The organism is Sphingomonas sp. Leaf5 (genome assembly GCF_001421155.1).
In the GTDB taxonomy this organism is placed as follows: Bacteria; Pseudomonadota; Alphaproteobacteria; order Sphingomonadales; family Sphingomonadaceae; genus Sphingomonas.
The window spans coordinates 710,404-727,902 of sequence record NZ_LMJZ01000001.1 but is presented as its reverse complement, the minus strand read 5'-3'; the positions used below and the strand labels follow the sequence as shown (position 1 = coordinate 727,902).

Here is a 17,499-nt window from a genome sequence, read left to right as displayed (position 1 = left end):
ATCCTTAAGAATGTTCGTCATTCCCGCGCAGGCGGGAATCCATAGCCGCTGAGGTTTGTGCTGAAGTAGTGACCTCGGCGCATATGGACTCCCGCCTGCGCGGGAGTGACGACAGAGCATGGGCTGGGGACCGGAAGGAGGAGAGCAGAAACATCCGCTTCCTCACTGGTCCTCCCCCTTCACCTTGTCGGTTGCCACCGTAATCTCCCGCCCCAGCAACGCCTGCACGTAAATCCGCTGCACCAGCACGAACACGACGATGGTCAGCGGCGCGGCCAGCACCACGCCGATGAACCCGAACATCAGCCCCATGCCGATGACCGAGAACAGCAGCACGGCGGGCGGCACGTCGACGGCGTGCTTCTGGACGATGGGTTGCAGGATATTGCCCTGAATCTGCTGGACGATCAGGAACAGCACGATCGTCCACAGCGCGGTCGACGGCGAATGGGTGAAGGCCAGCATCACCGCGGGCAGTCCGGCGATGATCGGCCCGACATAGGGCACGATATCCATCAACCCGGCGATCAGGCCCAGCCCGATCGCGGCGGGCACGCCCAGCAGCCACAGCCCGGTGCCGGTCAGCACCGCGACGACGACGATCGCCACCGCTTCACCCTTCATCCATCCGCGCAGGCCCGCGGCGGCATCGTCCACCGCCTTGCGCGCGACCGGTTCGGCCGCCGGCGGCACCAGCTTCACCAGACCGCGGCGATACAGTTCGGGATCGGCCGCGAGGAAGATCGCCCCGACCAGCACCAGCACCGCATCCGACAGTCCCGACCCGATCGACAGGACATAGCTGCCCGCGCGCGACATGATCGTCGACAGGTCGCTGCTGCCCTGCGACAGCAGGTCGCGCGCCGGCTCGCCCAGCCCCCATGCGTCCAGTTGCCGCTGGATCGCCTGCAACGCCGACGGGATCTGTTCGCGGATCGTATCGAACTGCTGCACCAGCTGCGCGCCGAAGCCATAGAAGATGCCGATCACGATCCCCAGCAACAGGATGATCGCCGCCGCCAGCGCCAGCCCGCGCGGCAGGTGGGTCCATTTCTGAATGCGGCGCGCGACCGCGCTGAACAACACCGCGATGACCGTCGCGGCAAAGACCAGCAGCACCAGCCGCATCATCGAGAGGATGAGATACCCGGTGCCGATGATCGCCAGCACCATCACCGTCATCGCCGCGACCCGTGCATAGCCCGGTCCCGCCTGTTCCGTGTCACCCCGCATCGCCATCCCCTTCGGTGCGTCAACGGGCGGAACCCGCCGCCGTTCCGTGTTGGTGGCGGGCATCGTTCGAACGATCGTATCCGAAACGATTGCACCGCGTCGTGACTGTCGCTAATGCGAGCAAATCGCAATAGGGGGAACGACGTGAAACTGTGGTGGATGCCGGCGATGACGGCGGCGATGATGGCAACCCCGGTGGCGGCGCAGGAACGCCCCGCCGGCGACGACGCCGACATCGTGGTCGAGGGACGCGCCCGGCAACTTTATCGCACCACCATCACCACCGTCGGCAAATCGGCGCAGGACCCGCTCGACATTCCGCAGGCGTTGCAGGTCATCAACCACGAACTGTTCACCGATCAGGGCGCGCGCGACGCGACCGACCTGTATCGCAATATCTCGGGCGTCAGCGCGTACAGCTATGCCGGCGTCACCTTCCGTGGGTTTCGCCAGGACGAATCTTTCTATGACGGGATGCGCGGCAATCCGTTCGTCGGCTTTACCGTGCCGCAATTGTTCAACATCGACCGGGTCGAGGTGCTGAAGGGACCGGCGGGGCTGTTCTTCGGCCCCGGTGCGCCGGGCGGGATCATCAACTATGTGTCGAAAACGCCGTCGGACCGCGCGGCGCTGCGCACCGTCGTCACCGCCGGCAATTACGACCGGTTCGGCATCTCGGCGGAGGCGATCGACCGCATCGATGCCGATGGTGTCGTGTCCTATCGCATCGGCGGCTTTTACGAAGCGATGCAGCCGTACCGCTTCAACACCCTGCACAAGGCGCTGATCGGCGATGCCGGGCTGTCGATCCGCACCAATCCCGGCGGGCTGCTGACGCTGCAGGTCACCACCTACGACAATGATCTGCGCGCCAACCGGCTGCGCGGGGTGCTGGTCGACGACAGCGGCCGTTTCCGCACCTCGATCGGCTGGAATGCGAACGAAAAGAGCGATGATCTCCACCTCGCATCGACCGCATGGGCCGCGCGCTATGCGACCGCGATCGGCGATGCGGTGACGCTCGATGCCGGCGTCCGCAGCTTCCGCTCGACCGAACGCCAGCAATATCACGAGCCGCGCGGGTTGAGTGCGGCCAACCCCGATCTGGTCCTGCGCGAATTTCGCGATCAGGTCCGCCCGGTCGATGGCCTGTCGTTCATGGCCAATGCCACCGCGCGCACGACCTTGCTCGGCCTGTCGCACCGCGTTCAGATCGGCGGCGACTGGTATCGCGAATCGAACGCGCTGGAGTCGCGGATCCTGCGCGCTGGCGTGTTGCCGCTCAGCGTGTCCAACCCGGTCTATGGCCGTTCCGATGGTGATGCGTTGCGGGCGACGGCTCTGCCCTTCACCGTCACCGATACCGATTCGCGCCGCTTCGGCGTCTATGCGCAGGATCAGATCGACCTGACCGCGCATCTCCTGCTGGTCGCGGGCGTCCGCTACGACCGGTTCGAGGATAGCACCCATGTTGCCACCGCCGGCCGGGTGACGGCGAACGCGCGGTACGAGGACGGCGATATCACCTTCCGCACCGGCGCAATCTACCGGCCGCAGGACGATCTGTCGCTCTATGTCAGCTGGTCGCAGGGCTTCGATCCGCAGGCCCCGGCCAGCCAGCTGCCCGCCGCCGGCGGTCCCTTCGCCCCGATCACCGGCAACCAGATCGAAACCGGCTTCAAATCGCGGCTGCTCGACGGTCGGGTACAGGCCAATGCCGCGCTCTATCGCATCGTTCGCCGCAATCTGTTGCAAGTCGATCCCAGCCTGCCGCCGGTCGGCGGTGTCGATCAGCTCCGCCCGATCGGCGAGGTGACCAGCAAGGGGGTCGAGATCGATCTGACCACCGATCTGACGCCGGACTGGGTGCTGCTCGCCAATTACGCTTATAACGATACGCGCATCACCGGCAGCGTCGCCGGCCAGTCGCTGGCCGATGCGATCGGCAATCGCTTCGCCAATGCGCCCGCGCACAAGCTGGGGTTCTGGACCCGCTATCAGGTCGCACCGCTCCGCACCGCCTTCGCGTTCGGCGGCGAGCATGTGTCGCGCCGGGTCAGCCGCTCGGGACAGCCGGTGCTGCCCTACACCATCTTCGACGCGTCGATCACGCGCCAGCTGGGCTTCGCCGAACTGATGCTGCGCGTCGATAACCTGTTCGACAAGGTCTATGCCGCATCGGGCTTCACCGCGCAGACCGGCCATTTCCCCGGCGAACCGCGCACCGCCTTCGTCGAACTACGCACGAAATTCTGACCACGCGTCGATCGCGGCCCAACCGGCGATGCCCGGCAGCGTGCGGGCGCGCTGCTCGGTCATGCCGCCCAGGGCGATGACCGGCAGGCGCGCGCCGCGGATCAGCAGCGCGAAGCGGACACGGCCAAGCGGCCTTGCGCCCGGATGCGAGCGGGTGGCGAAGACAGGCGAGACGAAGGTTGCATCGACCCCCGCCCGCTCGGCGGCGATACGTTCGCGCACCGAATGCACCGGCCGCGTCGTCAACCCCCTGTTCTTCCTTGCCTTTCGGCCATGCACCCCGTCGCCACCCGGCAGAAACGGCCCCGCGACCAGCAGCACCAGCCGCCGCGCCCGCGCGATCCGCCGCACCTGTGCAAACATCCGCCGCCTTTTCCCTTCGGGCGTAGCATATTGGCGAAAGACGACCCCGCTGCCGCGTGGCAACTTCGCCACCTTCGCGGCCAGGTCGTCGCCCAGCCGCTCGTCGGTCATCAGCCAGCGGCTCGGCAAAGGGTGGCGGCGACGCATGACCGCCTCTATAGCGCGCGCGATGACCGAAACCGCAACCTCGCTTGGCCACCTTCGCGACCGGATCGCCCATGCCGAATCGATCGCGCGCCGGGACCGTGGCGCGACGACGCTGATCGCGGTCAGCAAGACCCGCGACGCCGCCGCGATCCAGCCGCTGATCGACGCCGGACAGCGCGTCTTCGGCGAAAACCGAGTGCAGGAGGCGCAGGCGAAATGGCCGGCGTTGCAGGACGTTACCCCCGGCATCGAACTGCATCTGGTCGGCCAGCTGCAATCGAACAAGGCCGAGGACGCGGTCCGCCTGTTCGACGCCATCCATTCGGTCGACCGCCCGTCGCTGGTCGCGGCACTGGCGAAAGCGATCGACAAGACCGGCCGCGCACCCGCCTGTTTCATCCAGGTCGATATCGGCGACGAACCGCAAAAGGGCGGCTGCGCCCTTGCCGATCTGCCGGCGCTGCTGGCCGAAGCGAAGGCCGCCGGACTGCCCATCGCGGGCCTGATGTGCGTGCCCCCCGCCGGCCTCGACGCCGCCCCCTATTTCGCGCTGACCGCCAAGCTCGCCCGCGACCACGGCCTGACCGGGTTGAGCATGGGCATGTCCGACGATTTCGAGACTGCCGTCACCCTCGGCGCGACCCATGTCCGCGTCGGATCGGCGCTGTTCGGCCCACGCGGCTGACGTTACGGAGCGTATCATGACCCGTCCGCAAGCCTTGCTGTTCGACTTTGACGGTGTGCTGCTGGAGAGCGAATTCGCCGGCAATCGCCAGATCGCCGAATTCCTCACCGCCGCCGGTCACCCGACCAGCGCCGCCGATTCGATGGCCAATTTCATGGGCCTGTCGGGCACCCACTTCACGCAGGCGATCGAACGCTGGGTCGGCGGACCGATCCCCGCCGGCTTTTTCGAAGCCCGCGCGATCGAAGACGCGCGGGTGCTGGAAGAGGGCGTCGAGGCAGTCGCCGGCGCGATCGCCTTCGTCCGCTCGCTCCCCGCCGACCTGCCGCGCGCGATCGTCTCGTCGAGCACGACCCACTGGATCTCGACCCATCTGCGCCATCTGGGGCTGGCCGACGCGTTCGGCGATCATATCTACAGCGGCAAGGAGCATGTCGCGAACGGCAAGCCCGCACCCGACCTGTATCTCTACGGCGCGAAGCAGCTCGGCGTGCCAATCGAACAATGCGCGATCCTTGAAGACTCACCGGTCGGCGTCACCGGCGCGGTCGCATCGGGCGCGCGCGTGATCGGCCTGTGTGCGGGGTCGCACTGCGGCGTCGGCCACGACGCCCGCCTGCGCGAACTGGGCGTGACCGACATCGCGCACGGCTTCGATGAGGTTTCGAAGCTGCTGGGGCTGGAGCCGGTGAACGCCTGAATCGGTTCACGCGACGGCGTGGAATAGAAGAAATTGGTTCGCGCAGAGCCGCCGAGGCGCGGAGAGGTTGTTCTTGACGCAACCTCACCCGCGACCGCGGCCCTTCTTTCAGGTTGCAGCGGGCGCATTCGTCTGCCGAACGCACGCGAAGACGCAGCAAACGCAACCCCTCTGCGCCTCCGCGCCTCTGCGCGAAATCTGACCTTCTTCGCGCCTTCGCGCGAACCGATCCCGGCTCGCCGCGAAGACAGAACCGAAGCGTTACTCGCCCTTCTTCGCGGCCTGTTCCGCCGCCGCCGGATCGACCGACGGCGCGCCCGAAGCGGGTGTGGCCGCGTTCACGATGTCGGCGGTATTGGCGGTCGCGCCCTCCTCGACATTCTTCACGCCTTCCTTGGCCGGCGCGGCTCCGGCGGCGGGGGCGGCCGGCAACGGCAGGTTCGACCCCTGCGTGTTGAGATAGGCGATGACGTTCGCCCGGTCCTCGGCACTGCCCAGACCGGCAAAGGTCATCTTGGTCCCCGGCGCATATTTGCGCGGCGACGTCAGCCACGCGTTCATCGCGTCGAAGTCCCAATTGCCCGCAACGCCGGTCAACGCACTCGAATAGGCGAAACCGGCCAGATGGCCATGTTTCTTGCCGATCACGCCCCACAGGTTCGGGCCGATACCATTGGCCCCGCCCTGATTGACGGTATGACAGGCCGCGCATTTCTTGAAGACTTCGGCCCCCTTGGCGACGTCGGCGGAGGCCAGCAACGTCGCGATCGGCACCGCCGCCGCACCGCCGCCGCCACCCGCCTCGGCAGCGCCCTCCACCGGATAGCCCGACTTTTCCGGCGGACCGGAATGGAAGATCATGCCACTGGCAATGGACAGTCCGAGGGCCGCGGCGCATCCCGCCAATACCCAACCCGCGATCGTGTTCGTCCGGTCGTCCATGCGCTGAGCCGTCTCGCCTAAGATGGTTTTGTTTGGAGCCATGCTTAGAGGTGGCTTTGATTACTGGCAAGACGGGCTTGCCGGTTGCCGCCGCGAGCGATATCCGCCGCCCCCCATGCAGAAATACGCCGCACCGGCGCGTCCCCTTGTCGCGCAGATGACCGAAGCCGCCGCCCGCGAACCGCATCGCGCCGTGGCGTTTCAGGGCGCGCCCGGCGCCAATTCGCACGTTGCGCTGGTACAGGCGTTTCCCGACGCGCTGCCCCTGCCCTGTTTCGGCTTTGCCGATGCAATCGACGCGGTGCGTTCGGGCAAGGCCGACTGCGCGATCATTCCGATCGAAAATTCGCTGCACGGTCGCGTCGCCGACATTCATTTCCTGCTGCCCGAATCGGGGCTGGTCATCACCGGCGAACATTTCCTGCCGATCCGGCACGCGCTGCTGGGCCTCGGTCCGATCGAGGCGGTGCGCCAGGCGATGAGCCACGAACAGGCGCTCGGCCAATGCCGCCACTGGCTCGGCGCGCGCGGCATCGAACCGGTGGCGCATCCCGACACGGCGGGCGCGGCAGCGTCGGCGGCGGCGATGGCCGACCCGTCCGTCGCCGCCCTCGCGCCGCCCGCCGCGGCGACGCTGTACGGATTGCAGGTGCTGGCCGACGACATCGCCGACGCCGATCACAACACCACCCGCTTCGTCGTCCTCGCCCGCGCCGCCGCATCGGAATTGCCCGCCGGGCCCTGCATGACGACGCTGGTGTTCGAGGTGAAGAACGTGCCCGCCGCCCTGTACAAGGCGATGGGCGGTTTCGCGACCAACGGCGTCAACATGACCAAGCTGGAAAGCTATCAGCGCGGCGGCACCTTCGCCGCGACCGAATTCTTCTGCGATATCGAAGGGCGACCGGGCGAACCCCATGTCGACCGCGCGCTTGAGGAATTGGCGTTCCATACCAAGAGCATGCGGCTGCTGGGCAGCTACGGACGCGCGCGCGAGCGGGGTTAGAAGCCGGCCCACGCCGCCAGCAAACTATGCGCGATCGCATAGGTCGGCGGCGCGATGAACCGCCCGGTCTCCCCGGCCAGCACCGCCCGCACCTCCTGCCGCGTCGCCCAGAACGCGTCCTCCAGCTCGGCGGTGTCCACCCGCAACAAATCGTCCTTGGCGACGGCGATGCACCCGATCATCAGCTGCGACGGGAACGGCCACGGCTGGCTGGCGACATAGCGTACCGCGCCGACGCGCACGCCCGCTTCCTCCAGCACCTCGCGCGCCACCGCTTCCTCGATCGATTCGCCGACCTCGACGAACCCGGCGAGCGTCGAATATCGCCCCGGCGGCCAGCTCGGTTGCCGCCCCAGCAGCACCCGGTCGCCATGTTCGACCGCCATGATGACCACCGGATCGGTACGCGGAAAATGCTGTGCGGCGCAGGTGCCGCACGCGCGCGCCCACCCCGCCCGCGACACCGCCGTCGCCTGCCCGCAATTCGCGCAGAAGCCGTGCCGGACGTGCCAGTCGATCAGGCTGCGGGCGATGCCGTACAGCGCCGCCTCGCCCACCGGCATGGCGGCCAGCGTCGTCATCAGCGTCGGCGATCGCATCGCCGGTGCGGTCGCGATGCCGTCGCCGATCGCGAACAACGGCGCGCCGTCCAGATTGCCGAGCAGCAACGCGTCGCCCCGCGCCGGGTCCATCGGCGCCAACGCCAGTCGATCGCCCTCGACCGGCGGCGCAAGCCCGTCCAGCACCAGCAACCGCGCGCCCGGATGCGCCAGCGCCCGCGCGAATGCCGCCGGATCGTCGCGCTCGTGATCGACCCGTTCCAGCGTCGCGCCGGTAAAACCGATCATCGTGCGCCCGCGAGATCGCTCGCCAGCGCCTTCACTAGATCCTCGCGCAGCGGGAAACGATCGGCCGGGAAATAATTGACCATCACCGTTCCCCGAAGTTGCCGCACCGGATCGACGAACGCGACGGTGCCCGCCGCGCCGCCCCAGCCATAGGTGCCCTTGCCCGGCCGCCCCGGCAGCGTTTCCAGATAGACCGAACCGCCCGCACCGAAGCCCATTTTCGGCCCCGCCTGCCCGCCGGTCGCGCCATCGACCCCGCCGAAGGTGACGCCGTCGGGCAGCAGGTTCGACATCGCCAGCGCGACCGTTTCCGCCTTCATCACCCGCTTGCCGTCCAGCGTCCCGCCATTCTGCAACATGTGCAGGAACCGGTCGTAATCCCGCGCCGACATCGCCAGCCCAGCGCCGCCATAGGGAAAGCTCGGCTTCTGCAACCAGACCGACGTTGCCGCCGGATCGACCGGGGCCAGCGTGTCGCCGGCCCACGCATAGTTGGTCGCCAGCCGCGCTTTCTCGCGCTCCGGCACCTGCCAATAGGTCGACGTCATGCCGAGCGGGTCGAACATCCGCGTTTGCAGGAAACGCTCGAACGACATGCCGCTCGCGACCTCGATCACCCGGCCCATCACGTCGAGACCGATCGAATAGCTCCATTTCGTCCCCGGCTCGGCGATCAGCGGCAGCGAAGCGACCCGGTTGGCGAATTCTTCCAGCGATTTGGGCCGCGCCTGTGCCATCGCGACCTCGGTCTGGGCGTTGATCGCTGCCGGCACGATGCCCAACCGCTCATATTCCTTGAGCAGCGGCCCCTTGGTCACGATGGTATAGCCAAGCCCGGCGGTATGGGTCAGCAGGTTGCGGACCGTGATCGGTTTGGTCGCCGCACGGCTGGCAAGGCTGTTGTCGGGATCGGTCAGCACCTTCATCGACTTGAACGCGGGGATGAAGTCGCTGATCGGCTGATCGAGCTTCAGCTTGCCGTCCTCGACCAGCATCATCGCCGCAATGCCGGTGATCGGCTTGGTCATCGAATAGACGCGCCACAGCGTATCGACAGTGGCCGCAGGGGCGCTCGAATCGGCGGCGGTGCGTCCGGCGGCGTGGGCGCTGGTCCACGTCGGACCGCCGACGACCACGACCATGCCCGGAACCTTCTTGTCCGTGACATAGGTTTTGACCATCGCCCCGGTCGCTGGCAGCGAGCGCGTCGCGGGAGCGGCCGGTGCGCGGGGCGGTGCCGCCTGCGCAAAGGCCGCCACCGGTTGCGCCAGCAGCACCGCCAGCGCCATCGATCCGTGCGCCCATCGTCCGATCGTCATCGCATTCCCTCCACCACCGCTATCGCCCGCGCGAACAGCGTCGGCAGCCCGGCATCGGCGATCTCCGCCACCGGCCACCATTCGCCCTGCACGGGTTCGTCGCCTGCATCCGCCACCATGACCGTGCAGGCAAGATCGAAATGGGTGAAACCGTGGCGAACCAACCCGATGCTGCGCCAGTCGGCAGCAAAGGGCGCACCCGCCGTCCCCGGATCGCTGTCGACCCATGGCCCGGTCGGCAACGCGCGCATCCCGCCCAACAGCCCCTTGTCCGGCCGCCGGACCAGCAACACCCGCCCGTCGCGTTCCGCCCAGAACAGCGTGCCATAACGTTGCGGCTTGGCCTTCTTCGCCGCCTTGACCGGAAAGGCTTCGGGCGTGGCCGCTTGGAATGCGGCACAATCGTCGCGCAGCGGGCAAAGCAGGCAGCGCGGCCCCCGCACCGTGCATACCATCGACCCCAGATCCATCATCGCCTGCGCGAAATCGCCCGCGCGGTCGTCGGGCGTGATCGTATCGGTCGCGGCGCGGATCGCCGGCCGGGCGGCGGGCAAAGCCTGAGCAATCGCGAACAGCCGCGAGACGACGCGCTCGACATTGGCATCGACCACCACCGCCCGCCGCCCGAACGCGATCGCGGCGATTGCGGCGGCGGTATAGTCGCCGATCCCCGGCAGGGCGCGTAAGCCAGTCTCGGTATCGGGCAGCGCGCCCCGCGCCGCGACGACCCGTGCGCACGCCAGCAGATTGCGTGCCCGCGCATAATATCCGAGCCCGGCCCATGCCGCCATGACATCGGCATCCGCCGCCGCCGCCAGCGCCGCGAACGACGGCCAGCGCGCCGTCCAGCTCAGGAAATACGGCCGGACGGTCGCGACCTGCGTCTGTTGCAGCATCACTTCGGACATCCACACGCGATACGGATCGGGCGGCGGGGCGCCGGGCGGGCTCCGCCATGGCAGGCTGCGATGATGGCGGTCGTACCAGTCGAGCAACCGTTCGGCGACAGAGAGATGCTTGGCGTCCACCGCGGCTCTATGGCATGGGGTGGCGACAATGACGACGCGTCCCCGCCCCCATGCGACGATTCCCGAACCCCGCCGCCGTGGCGGCGCGCGCGCCGTGGCCGAATTGCTGCCCGATATCGGCGGTGCGGCCTTCCGCAAATTCGGGTTCGTGCAGTCGGCGGTAGTCAGCCGCTGGGGAGAGATCGTCGGCGAACGCTTCGCCCGCGTATCCGCGCCCGAATCGATCCGCTTCCCGCCGGGCAAGCGCGCCGATGGTACGCTGACGCTGACCGTATCGGGCGCGCACGGCACGATGATGCAGCATATCGCGCCGGAGATCGTCGAACGGGTCAACCGGTTCTTCGGCTATCCCGCCGTCGCCCGGTTGCAATTCCGGCATGGCGAGGTCCGTCCGCGCCGCGCGATCCCGGTCCGGCGCGATCCGCTGCCGATCCCGGCCGATATGGGCGAATCGATCCGCGACATCGCCGATCCCGAACTGCGCGCGGTGCTTGCCGCGCTGGCCGGTGCCGTCGCCGCCCCGCCGCCCCCCGCCATTCCGATTCTTGGCAAGGTCCGCTGATGCGCATCCTCATTCTCGTCTGTTCGTTCCTGCTGGCGCTGTTCGGCATGCCCCCGGCCAAGGCGCAGGCACCGGCCCGTGCCATCGCCGGCCGCGACTGGTCGACCAACGTCACGATGCTGCCGACCGGCGGGATCGTCGTCGGCAACCCGATGGCGCGGGTGCAGCTGGTCGAATGGGCCAGCTATACTTGCCCGCATTGCGCCGCCTTCGCCAAGGATGCGAGGGCCGAGCTGCCGGCGTTGCTGCGGTCGGGAAAGGTGCGGGTCGAATATCGCACGCTGCCGCGCGACGCGCTCGACCTCGCGGCGGCGTTGCTCGTGCGCTGCGGCGGTCCGAACCGCTTCATCGCCGCGCATGACGCGATCATGGCGCAGCAGGCGACGATGCTCGACAAAGCCGATGCCTTTGCCCAGACGCCCGCCGCGCAGACCCGCGCCGCGACGATCGCGATCCGCCTGCAACAGCTGGCCGAGGCGACCGGTCTGCGTGCACTGATGCGCGGCCACGGCCTCGACGATGCGAAGATCACCGCCTGCCTGAACGACGAAGCCGCGCAGAAGCGGGTCATCGCCATCGCCGAAGCGGCGCAGTCCGCCGGTATCGCCGGTACGCCCAGCTTCGAGGTCAACGGTCAAAAGGCCGACGTCCATGACTGGGCGACCCTGAAGCCGCTGCTCACCGCCAAATAACCCCCGTTCGCAAGAGAGTATTCCCCATGCGTTTCGCACTTCCCCTGATCGCGCTTGCTTCGCTGTCGGCCTGTGGCGGCGGCGGTGATACCGGCGGCAATGGCAGCGCCGCCGCGCCGGTCGCCAATGTCGCCGCGCCCGCCGGACAGAAATGGTCCGACATGGTCGCGGTCACCCCCGAGGGCGGGTATCGCATCGGCAACCCGCAAGCGGCGGTGAAGCTGCTCGAATATGGCTCGCGCACCTGCCCGACGTGCGGCGCATTCGGTCGCGAAGGCAACGAACCGCTCATCAACAACTATGTCTCGACCGGCAAGGTGAGCTTCGAATTCCGCGACTTCGCGGTCCATGGCGCGCCCGATCTCGCCGCGGCGGTCCTCGGCCGGTGCAACGGAACGGCGACCTTCTTCCCGCTGCTCGAAGCGATGTATCAGGATCAGGCCGCCACGCTCGACCGGATGCAGGCACTGCCGCAGGCCGAACAGGCGCGGCTCCAGTCGATCCCGCCATTGCAGGCGGTGTCGGCATGGGCGGATGCCGCCGGCTTCGTCGATTTCGTCAAGCAGCGCGGCGTACCGGAAGCAAAGGCACGCCAGTGCCTCGCCGACCAGACGCTGCTGCAACAGGTCGTCAAGATCACCGAAGAGGGCGGTTCGGTCGTCACCGGCACCCCGACCTTCCTGATCAACGGCGAAAAGGTCGAGAATGCGGTCAGCTGGCCACAGATCGAAGCGGCGCTGAAGGCCGCCGGCGCCTGACCCCATGGCCGCGCCGGATGACGCGGCCATCCCCCGCGCGCCGGGGCTGACGCTCCGGCGGCTGCGGCTCGGCGGGTTCAAGAGCTTCGTCGATCCCGCCGATCTGGTGATCGAGGCCGGGCTGACCGGCGTGGTCGGCCCCAATGGCTGCGGCAAGTCGAACCTGCTCGAAGCGTTGCGCTGGACCATGGGTGAGAACAGCGCGAAATCGCTGCGCGGTGCCGGCATGGACGACGTCATCTTCGCCGGCACCGCCACCCGCCCGCAACGCGACTTCGCCGAGGTCGCGATCCTTGCCGAAGACGCGAATGGCGACGAGGTCGAGATCGTCCGCCGGATCGAACGCGGTGCCGGTTCCGCCTATCGCATCAACGGGCGCGACGTGCGGGCCAAGGACGTGTCGCTGCTGTTCGCCGACGCCGCGACCGGCGCGCATTCGCCCGCGCTGGTCAGCCAGAACCGCATCGGCGCGGTCATCGCCGCCCGCCCCGCCGAACGCCGCGCGATGCTGGAGGAAGCGGCCGGCATCGCCGGGCTGCACGTTCGGCGCAGGGATGCCGAGGGCAAGCTGCGCGCGACCGAAGCCAATCTCGACCGGCTGGGCGAGATGGCGCACGAACAGGATGCCCGCGCCACAACGCTCCGGCGGCAGGCGCGGGTCGCCGCGCGCTACCGCGAACTGACCGATGCGATCCGGGTGGCGGAGGCGCGGGCGCTCTATGCCCGTTGGCGCGACGCGGTGGCGGCGGCCGATGCAGCGACGGCGGAAGCGAAGGCCGCCGAGGCGCTGGTCGCCGGTCAGGCCGGGGCGCAGGGGCAGGCCGCCGGCGAACTGTCCGCCGCCACGCAGACGCTCGCCACCGCTCGCGCCGATGCCGAACGCCTGCGCCAGCAGGTCGGCGATGTCGGCCATGCCCGCGAACGGGTGCAGGCACAGGCCAATGCCGCGACCCGGCGACTGGCCGACCTCACCGCACAGGCGGCGCGCCTGACCGAGGACCGGGCGCGCGAGGCGGCGCTGGCCGGCGACGCCGAAACGGCCGTCGCACGACTCGAAGCCGAACGTACGCGACTGGCCGACACGCTGGCCGGAGCCACCCCGCCTGCCCGAACTCGATACCGCGCTCGATGCAGCGACCCACGCCGCCGCAATGGCCGACAGCGCGCATGCCGAAGCACTTGCGGCACAGGCCGCCGAACTGGCCGAAGCGCGCGTCGCCACCGCCGCGCACGATGCCGCCCGCGCCCGGCTCGACCGCGTCCGGCGCGACGAAGCGCGGCTGCTTGCCGAACAGGGGGCGCTGTCGGCGGTCGCCCCGTTGTTCGCGGAACGCACGGCGGCGGCCGAACGTCGGGCGGCGGCGCTGACCGACGCAGACACTGCCCGCGCGGCGATCACCCATGCCGAAGCCGCCGACCGGTCCGCGCAGGAAGCACGGGATCGCGCCCAGTCGGACCGTGCCGCCGCTGCCGCCGAACTCGCCGCGATCGACAGCGAGATTGCGGCACTCGACCGTGCGCTCCGCCGGGGCGGGCGCGCCCGGATCATCGATTCGGTCGTGGTCGAACCGGGCTTCGAAGCGGCATTGGCGGCGGCGCTGGGCGACGATCTCGACGCCGGCAGCGATCCGGCCGACGATCGCCATTGGCAGGGCGACGATGGCCCAACCGATGGGCCGGCGATACCGATCGGGGTCGGCCGGCTGTCGGCGCATGTCACCGCCCCGCTCCTCGCCCGGCGACTGGCGCAAATCCTGGTCGTCGAACGTGACGAGGGTACGCCCCTGGCGGTCGGGCAGCGGCTGGTGACGCTCGACGGGGCGCTGCGCCGCTGGGACGGTTTGCGCAGCCGCGCCGGATCGGGGGCGGCGGCGGCGGAACGACTGGCACGAACCAACCGGCTGCGCCTGTTGCGCGAGGGGCGACGGGCGCTGGTCGATCGACGCGACGTCGCCGATGCCGCGCTCCATTCGGCCGATGTCGCAATCGCCGAAGCGCGCGCGGCCCTGACCGCTGCCCGCCGGGCGCTCGACGCTGCCGAGACCGTCGCCCGCGATGCCGCCCGTGCCGAAGACCGCGCTGCCGCCGTGATCGAACGGGCACAGGCGCGCGCCGACGATGTCGCGGCCCGCCTGCACCGTCTGCGCGGCGACCTTGCCGAAACGCTGGCCGATGCGGACCGCGCCGCCGCTGCGGTCGCGCAACTGCCCGACCGGACCATGGCCGCCGCAAGGGTCGCCGGTTCGCTGGCGCAAGCCGATGCCGCCCGCGTGCGCGTCGCCGACGCCCGCGCCGACCGGTCGACCCTCGACGCCGCGCTGGTCCGCGACCGTGAGCGTGCCGGGGCGGCTGCCAGCGAGATCGCGTCGTGGCATGCCCGCGCCGCCGACGCCGCCGGTCGGATCGCCGAGATCGACGACCGCATGACGACCATCGCCGCCGACCGCGATGCCCTGCGCGATCGGCCCGCCGCGCTCGCCGCCGAACTGGCGCGGATCGAAAGCGACTTCACCCGGTTGCGCGCGGCGGCTGCCGAGGCCGCTGCCGCCGAACAGGCCGCCGACGCGCGCCTGCGTGCCGCCGAGCGCATCGTGAGCGGCATTGCCGAAACGCTCGCCGCCGCCCGCGAAACCCGCGCCGGCGCATCGGCGCGTGCCGAGGGGCATGAACAACGCCGCTTGGAAACGGGCCGGCTTTCGGGCGAGCGTTTCCAATGCCCCCCGCCGCTCTTGCCACGCATCGGCTTCGTCGGGGCCGAGGTCGGCGACGCGGCGGCCGAGACCGCAGCGCATGACCGGTTGCTCGCCGATCGCGACCGGATCGGCCCGGTCAACCTGATCGCCGAGACCGAATTGGCAGAGCTGGAGGCCGCACAGGGCGAAACCGCCGCCGAACGCGCCGATCTGGCCGAGGCGGTCCAGCGGCTGCGCGGATCGATCGGCACGCTGAACCGCGAAGGACGACAACGCCTGCTGGCAGCGTTCGACGCAGTGGACGCACATTTCCGCCGGCTGTTCGGTGCGCTGTTCGATGGCGGGCAGGCCCGGCTCGAACTGATCGATTCGGACGATCCCCTGGAAGCAGGCCTCGAAATCCTCGCCCAGCCGCCGGGCAAGCGTCTGCAATCGCTGACCTTGCTGTCAGGCGGCGAACAGGCGCTGACCGCCGTCGCGCTGATCTTCGCATTGTTTCTGACCAATCCCGCGCCGATCTGCGTCCTCGACGAAGTCGACGCACCGCTCGACGATGCCAATATCGACCGCTTCTGCGACCTGCTCGACCGGATGGCCGCCGATACCGACACCCGCTACCTGATCGTCACCCACAATGCCGCGACGATGAGCCGCATGCACCGCCTGTTCGGCGTGACGATGATCGAACGCGGAATCAGCCGGCTGGTATCGGTCGATCTGGGCGGCGCGACCAGTTTGCTGGCGGCGGAATAGGGTTTCTCACTTAGGCTTAATGCCGTTTGGTTCGAGCAGCTTCGAGCCTGTCGAGAAGCGTCCGTCGAGAACTGGGTCGTTTGGGGCGCCACCTTCTCGACTACGGTTCTCGACAAGCTCGAACCTGCGCTCGAAGCGAACGGTGGTGGAGGCAAGGAGAGACATCCGCCCACGCATCCTTGCGCCCTGTCCCCTTGTCGCCTAGTCGCGCGCCAACATCAAATCGCGAGCCTCAAGGAGCCTGCCCATGGCCGAGTCCATCAACCGCGTCGTACTCGCCTATTCGGGCGGCCTCGATACCAGCGTAATCCTGAAATGGCTGCAACAGGAATATAAGTGCGAGGTCGTGACCTTCACCGCCGACCTCGGCCAGGGCGAAGAGCTGGAGCCGGCGCGCAAAAAGGCCGAGCTGATGGGCATCAAGCCCGAGCATATCTTCATCGACGACCTGCGCGAGGAATTCGTCCGCGACTTCGTGTTCCCGATGATGCGCTCGAACGCGCTGTATGAGGGGCTGTACCTGCTCGGCACCTCGATCGCGCGCCCGCTGATCGCCAAGCGCCAGATCGAGATCGCGCGTCAGGTGAACGCCGACGCGGTCAGCCACGGCGCGACCGGCAAGGGCAACGACCAGGTCCGCTTCGAACTCGGCTATTACGCGCTGCAACCCGATATCAAGGTCATCGCGCCGTGGCGCGAATGGGATCTGACCAGCCGCACCGCGCTGATCGCCTTCGCCGAACAGCACCAGATCCCGGTGCCCAAGGACAAGCGCGGCGAATCGCCCTTCTCGACCGATGCCAACCTGCTGCACACCTCGTCCGAGGGGAAGGTGCTGGAGGACCCGTGGGACGAGGTTCCAGAATATGTCTTCTCGCGGACGGTCAGCCCCGAGGACGCGCCCGATACGCCACAGGTCGTCACCATCGCGTTCGAACGCGGCGATGCGGTGGCGGTCGATGGCGAAGGAATGAGCCCTGCGACGCTGCTCGCCAAGCTGAACGACCTCGGCCGGGCGCACGGCATCGGCCGGCTCGATCTCGTGGAAAACCGCTTCGTCGGCATGAAGTCGCGGGGCATGTACGAAACGCCCGGCGGCACGATCCTGCACGCCGCGCACCGCGCGATCGAACAGATCACGCTCGACCGCGGTGCCGCGCATCTGAAGGACGAACTGGCCCCGCGCTATGCCGAGCTGGTCTATAACGGTTTCTGGTTCTCGCCGGAGCGCGAGATGCTGCAGGCCGCGATCGACCACAGCCAGCACAAGGTGTCGGGCGAAGTCCGGCTGAAGCTGTACAAGGGCGGCGTCCATGTTACCGGCCGCCGTTCGCCCAATTCGCTGTACAGCGAAAAGGTCGTGACGTTCGAGGACGATCAGGGTGCCTATGACCAGCGCGACGCCGCCGGCTTCATCAAGCTGAACGCGCTGCGCCTGCGCCTGCTGGGCCGGCGCGACCGGTAGGCCTTTCGTCCGCGGCACGGCCGCCTCCGGCACCTACCTGCCGTTAACC

General features: G+C 68.6%; 14 protein-coding genes and 1 pseudogene. 9 read left to right on the top strand and 6 right to left on the bottom strand.

The annotated features are described in order from the left end of the window. Positions 1–162 precede the first annotated feature (162 nt). On the bottom strand, positions 163–1,233 hold the full coding sequence (locus ASE50_RS03355) for an AI-2E family transporter (protein WP_162235941.1): 1,071 nt from the start codon (positions 1,231–1,233) through the stop codon (positions 163–165). Positions 1,234–1,377: 144 nt separating this feature from the next. Between ASE50_RS03355 and ASE50_RS03350 the strand changes: the two genes are divergently transcribed. Next, a complete protein-coding gene (locus ASE50_RS03350) occupies positions 1,378–3,489 on the top strand; it encodes a TonB-dependent siderophore receptor (protein WP_235512115.1) in 2,112 nt (703 codons plus the stop codon). On the opposite strand, the gene ASE50_RS03345 is transcribed toward ASE50_RS03350, so the two are convergent. Next, the gene (locus tag ASE50_RS03345) at positions 3,472–3,999 is read right to left on the bottom strand and encodes a thiamine phosphate synthase (protein WP_056395409.1); all 528 of its coding nucleotides are present in this window, start codon (positions 3,997–3,999) and stop codon (positions 3,472–3,474) included. The two genes, ASE50_RS03350 and ASE50_RS03345, sit on opposite strands and share 18 nt — an antisense overlap. 22 nt (positions 4,000–4,021) lie before the next feature. Between ASE50_RS03345 and ASE50_RS03340 the strand changes: the two genes are divergently transcribed. Together ASE50_RS03340 and ASE50_RS03335 are read left to right on the top strand one after the other, a co-directional pair. Beyond that, entirely contained in the window at positions 4,022–4,684 is a 663-nt protein-coding gene (locus tag ASE50_RS03340) for a YggS family pyridoxal phosphate-dependent enzyme (protein WP_056395406.1), read from the top strand. A 16-nt stretch (positions 4,685–4,700) separates the two neighbouring features. Further along, on the top strand, positions 4,701–5,384 hold the full coding sequence (locus ASE50_RS03335; RefSeq protein WP_056395403.1) for an HAD family hydrolase: 684 nt from the start codon (positions 4,701–4,703) through the stop codon (positions 5,382–5,384). A gap of 261 nt (positions 5,385–5,645) precedes the next feature. Here the strand turns inward: ASE50_RS03335 and ASE50_RS03330 are convergent, their stop codons facing one another. After that, positions 5,646–6,326 carry a c-type cytochrome gene (locus ASE50_RS03330; protein WP_056395402.1) on the bottom strand — a complete coding sequence of 227 codons (681 nt, stop codon included), beginning with the start codon at positions 6,324–6,326 and terminating at the stop codon, positions 5,646–5,648. Between the two features lie 115 nt (positions 6,327–6,441). On the opposite strand from ASE50_RS03330, the gene ASE50_RS03325 reads away from it, so the two are divergent. Beyond that, a complete protein-coding gene (locus ASE50_RS03325) occupies positions 6,442–7,332 on the top strand; it encodes a prephenate dehydratase (protein WP_056395399.1) in 891 nt (296 codons plus the stop codon). On the opposite strand, the gene nudC is transcribed toward ASE50_RS03325, so the two are convergent. From nudC to ASE50_RS03310, 3 genes are read right to left on the bottom strand one after another with little or no spacing between them, the layout of a single operon-like run. Then, on the bottom strand, positions 7,329–8,180 hold the full coding sequence (gene nudC / locus ASE50_RS03320) for an NAD(+) diphosphatase (protein ID WP_056395396.1): 852 nt from the start codon (positions 8,178–8,180) through the stop codon (positions 7,329–7,331). The two genes, ASE50_RS03325 and nudC, sit on opposite strands and share 4 nt — an antisense overlap. Next, complete coding sequence (locus ASE50_RS03315; protein WP_056395391.1) at positions 8,177–9,499, bottom strand: serine hydrolase domain-containing protein; 1,323 nt, start codon at positions 9,497–9,499, stop codon at positions 8,177–8,179. Before ASE50_RS03315 ends, nudC begins: the two co-directional genes overlap by 4 nt. Then, the gene (locus tag ASE50_RS03310; protein WP_235512113.1) at positions 9,496–10,527 is read right to left on the bottom strand and encodes an A/G-specific adenine glycosylase; all 1,032 of its coding nucleotides are present in this window, start codon (positions 10,525–10,527) and stop codon (positions 9,496–9,498) included. Before ASE50_RS03310 ends, ASE50_RS03315 begins: the two co-directional genes overlap by 4 nt. Before the next feature lie 28 nt (positions 10,528–10,555). On the opposite strand from ASE50_RS03310, the gene ASE50_RS03305 reads away from it, so the two are divergent. From ASE50_RS03305 to ASE50_RS03285, 5 genes and pseudogenes are all read left to right on the top strand, one after another. Then, positions 10,556–11,089 (top strand): DUF721 domain-containing protein, encoded by a 534-nt coding sequence (locus tag ASE50_RS03305; protein WP_056395387.1) that lies wholly within the window; start codon positions 10,556–10,558, stop codon positions 11,087–11,089. After that, positions 11,089–11,781 (top strand): DsbA family protein, encoded by a 693-nt coding sequence (locus ASE50_RS03300; RefSeq protein WP_056395383.1) that lies wholly within the window; start codon positions 11,089–11,091, stop codon positions 11,779–11,781. Before ASE50_RS03305 ends, ASE50_RS03300 begins: the two co-directional genes overlap by 1 nt. 26 nt (positions 11,782–11,807) lie before the next feature. Beyond that, positions 11,808–12,539 carry a thioredoxin domain-containing protein gene (locus ASE50_RS03295; RefSeq protein WP_056395377.1) on the top strand — a complete coding sequence of 244 codons (732 nt, stop codon included), beginning with the start codon at positions 11,808–11,810 and terminating at the stop codon, positions 12,537–12,539. A 46-nt stretch (positions 12,540–12,585) separates the two neighbouring features. Then, positions 12,586–15,985 (top strand): annotated as a pseudogene (locus ASE50_RS03290) (chromosome segregation SMC family protein). Between the two features lie 247 nt (positions 15,986–16,232). Continuing rightward, entirely contained in the window at positions 16,233–17,450 is a 1,218-nt protein-coding gene (locus ASE50_RS03285; RefSeq protein WP_055998610.1) for an argininosuccinate synthase, read from the top strand. Positions 17,451–17,499 lie beyond the last annotated feature (49 nt).

Coding starts and splice junctions, on each gene's coding strand:
- ASE50_RS03295 (WP_056395377.1), top strand. CDS start 11,808: ATGCGTTTCGCACTTCCCCTGATCGCGCTTGCTTCGCTGTCGGCCTGT.
- ASE50_RS03330 (WP_056395402.1), bottom strand. CDS start 6,326: ATGGACGACCGGACGAACACGATCGCGGGTTGGGTATTGGCGGGATGC.
- ASE50_RS03300 (WP_056395383.1), top strand. CDS start 11,089: ATGCGCATCCTCATTCTCGTCTGTTCGTTCCTGCTGGCGCTGTTCGGC.
- ASE50_RS03340 (WP_056395406.1), top strand. CDS start 4,022: ATGACCGAAACCGCAACCTCGCTTGGCCACCTTCGCGACCGGATCGCC.
- ASE50_RS03335 (WP_056395403.1), top strand. CDS start 4,701: ATGACCCGTCCGCAAGCCTTGCTGTTCGACTTTGACGGTGTGCTGCTG.
- ASE50_RS03345 (WP_056395409.1), bottom strand. CDS start 3,999: ATGCGTCGCCGCCACCCTTTGCCGAGCCGCTGGCTGATGACCGACGAG.
- ASE50_RS03325 (WP_056395399.1), top strand. CDS start 6,442: ATGCAGAAATACGCCGCACCGGCGCGTCCCCTTGTCGCGCAGATGACC.
- ASE50_RS03305 (WP_056395387.1), top strand. CDS start 10,556: ATGACGACGCGTCCCCGCCCCCATGCGACGATTCCCGAACCCCGCCGC.
- ASE50_RS03355 (WP_162235941.1), bottom strand. CDS start 1,233: ATGCGGGGTGACACGGAACAGGCGGGACCGGGCTATGCACGGGTCGCG.
- ASE50_RS03315 (WP_056395391.1), bottom strand. CDS start 9,499: ATGACGATCGGACGATGGGCGCACGGATCGATGGCGCTGGCGGTGCTG.
- ASE50_RS03285 (WP_055998610.1), top strand. CDS start 16,233: ATGGCCGAGTCCATCAACCGCGTCGTACTCGCCTATTCGGGCGGCCTC.
- nudC (WP_056395396.1), bottom strand. CDS start 8,180: ATGATCGGTTTTACCGGCGCGACGCTGGAACGGGTCGATCACGAGCGC.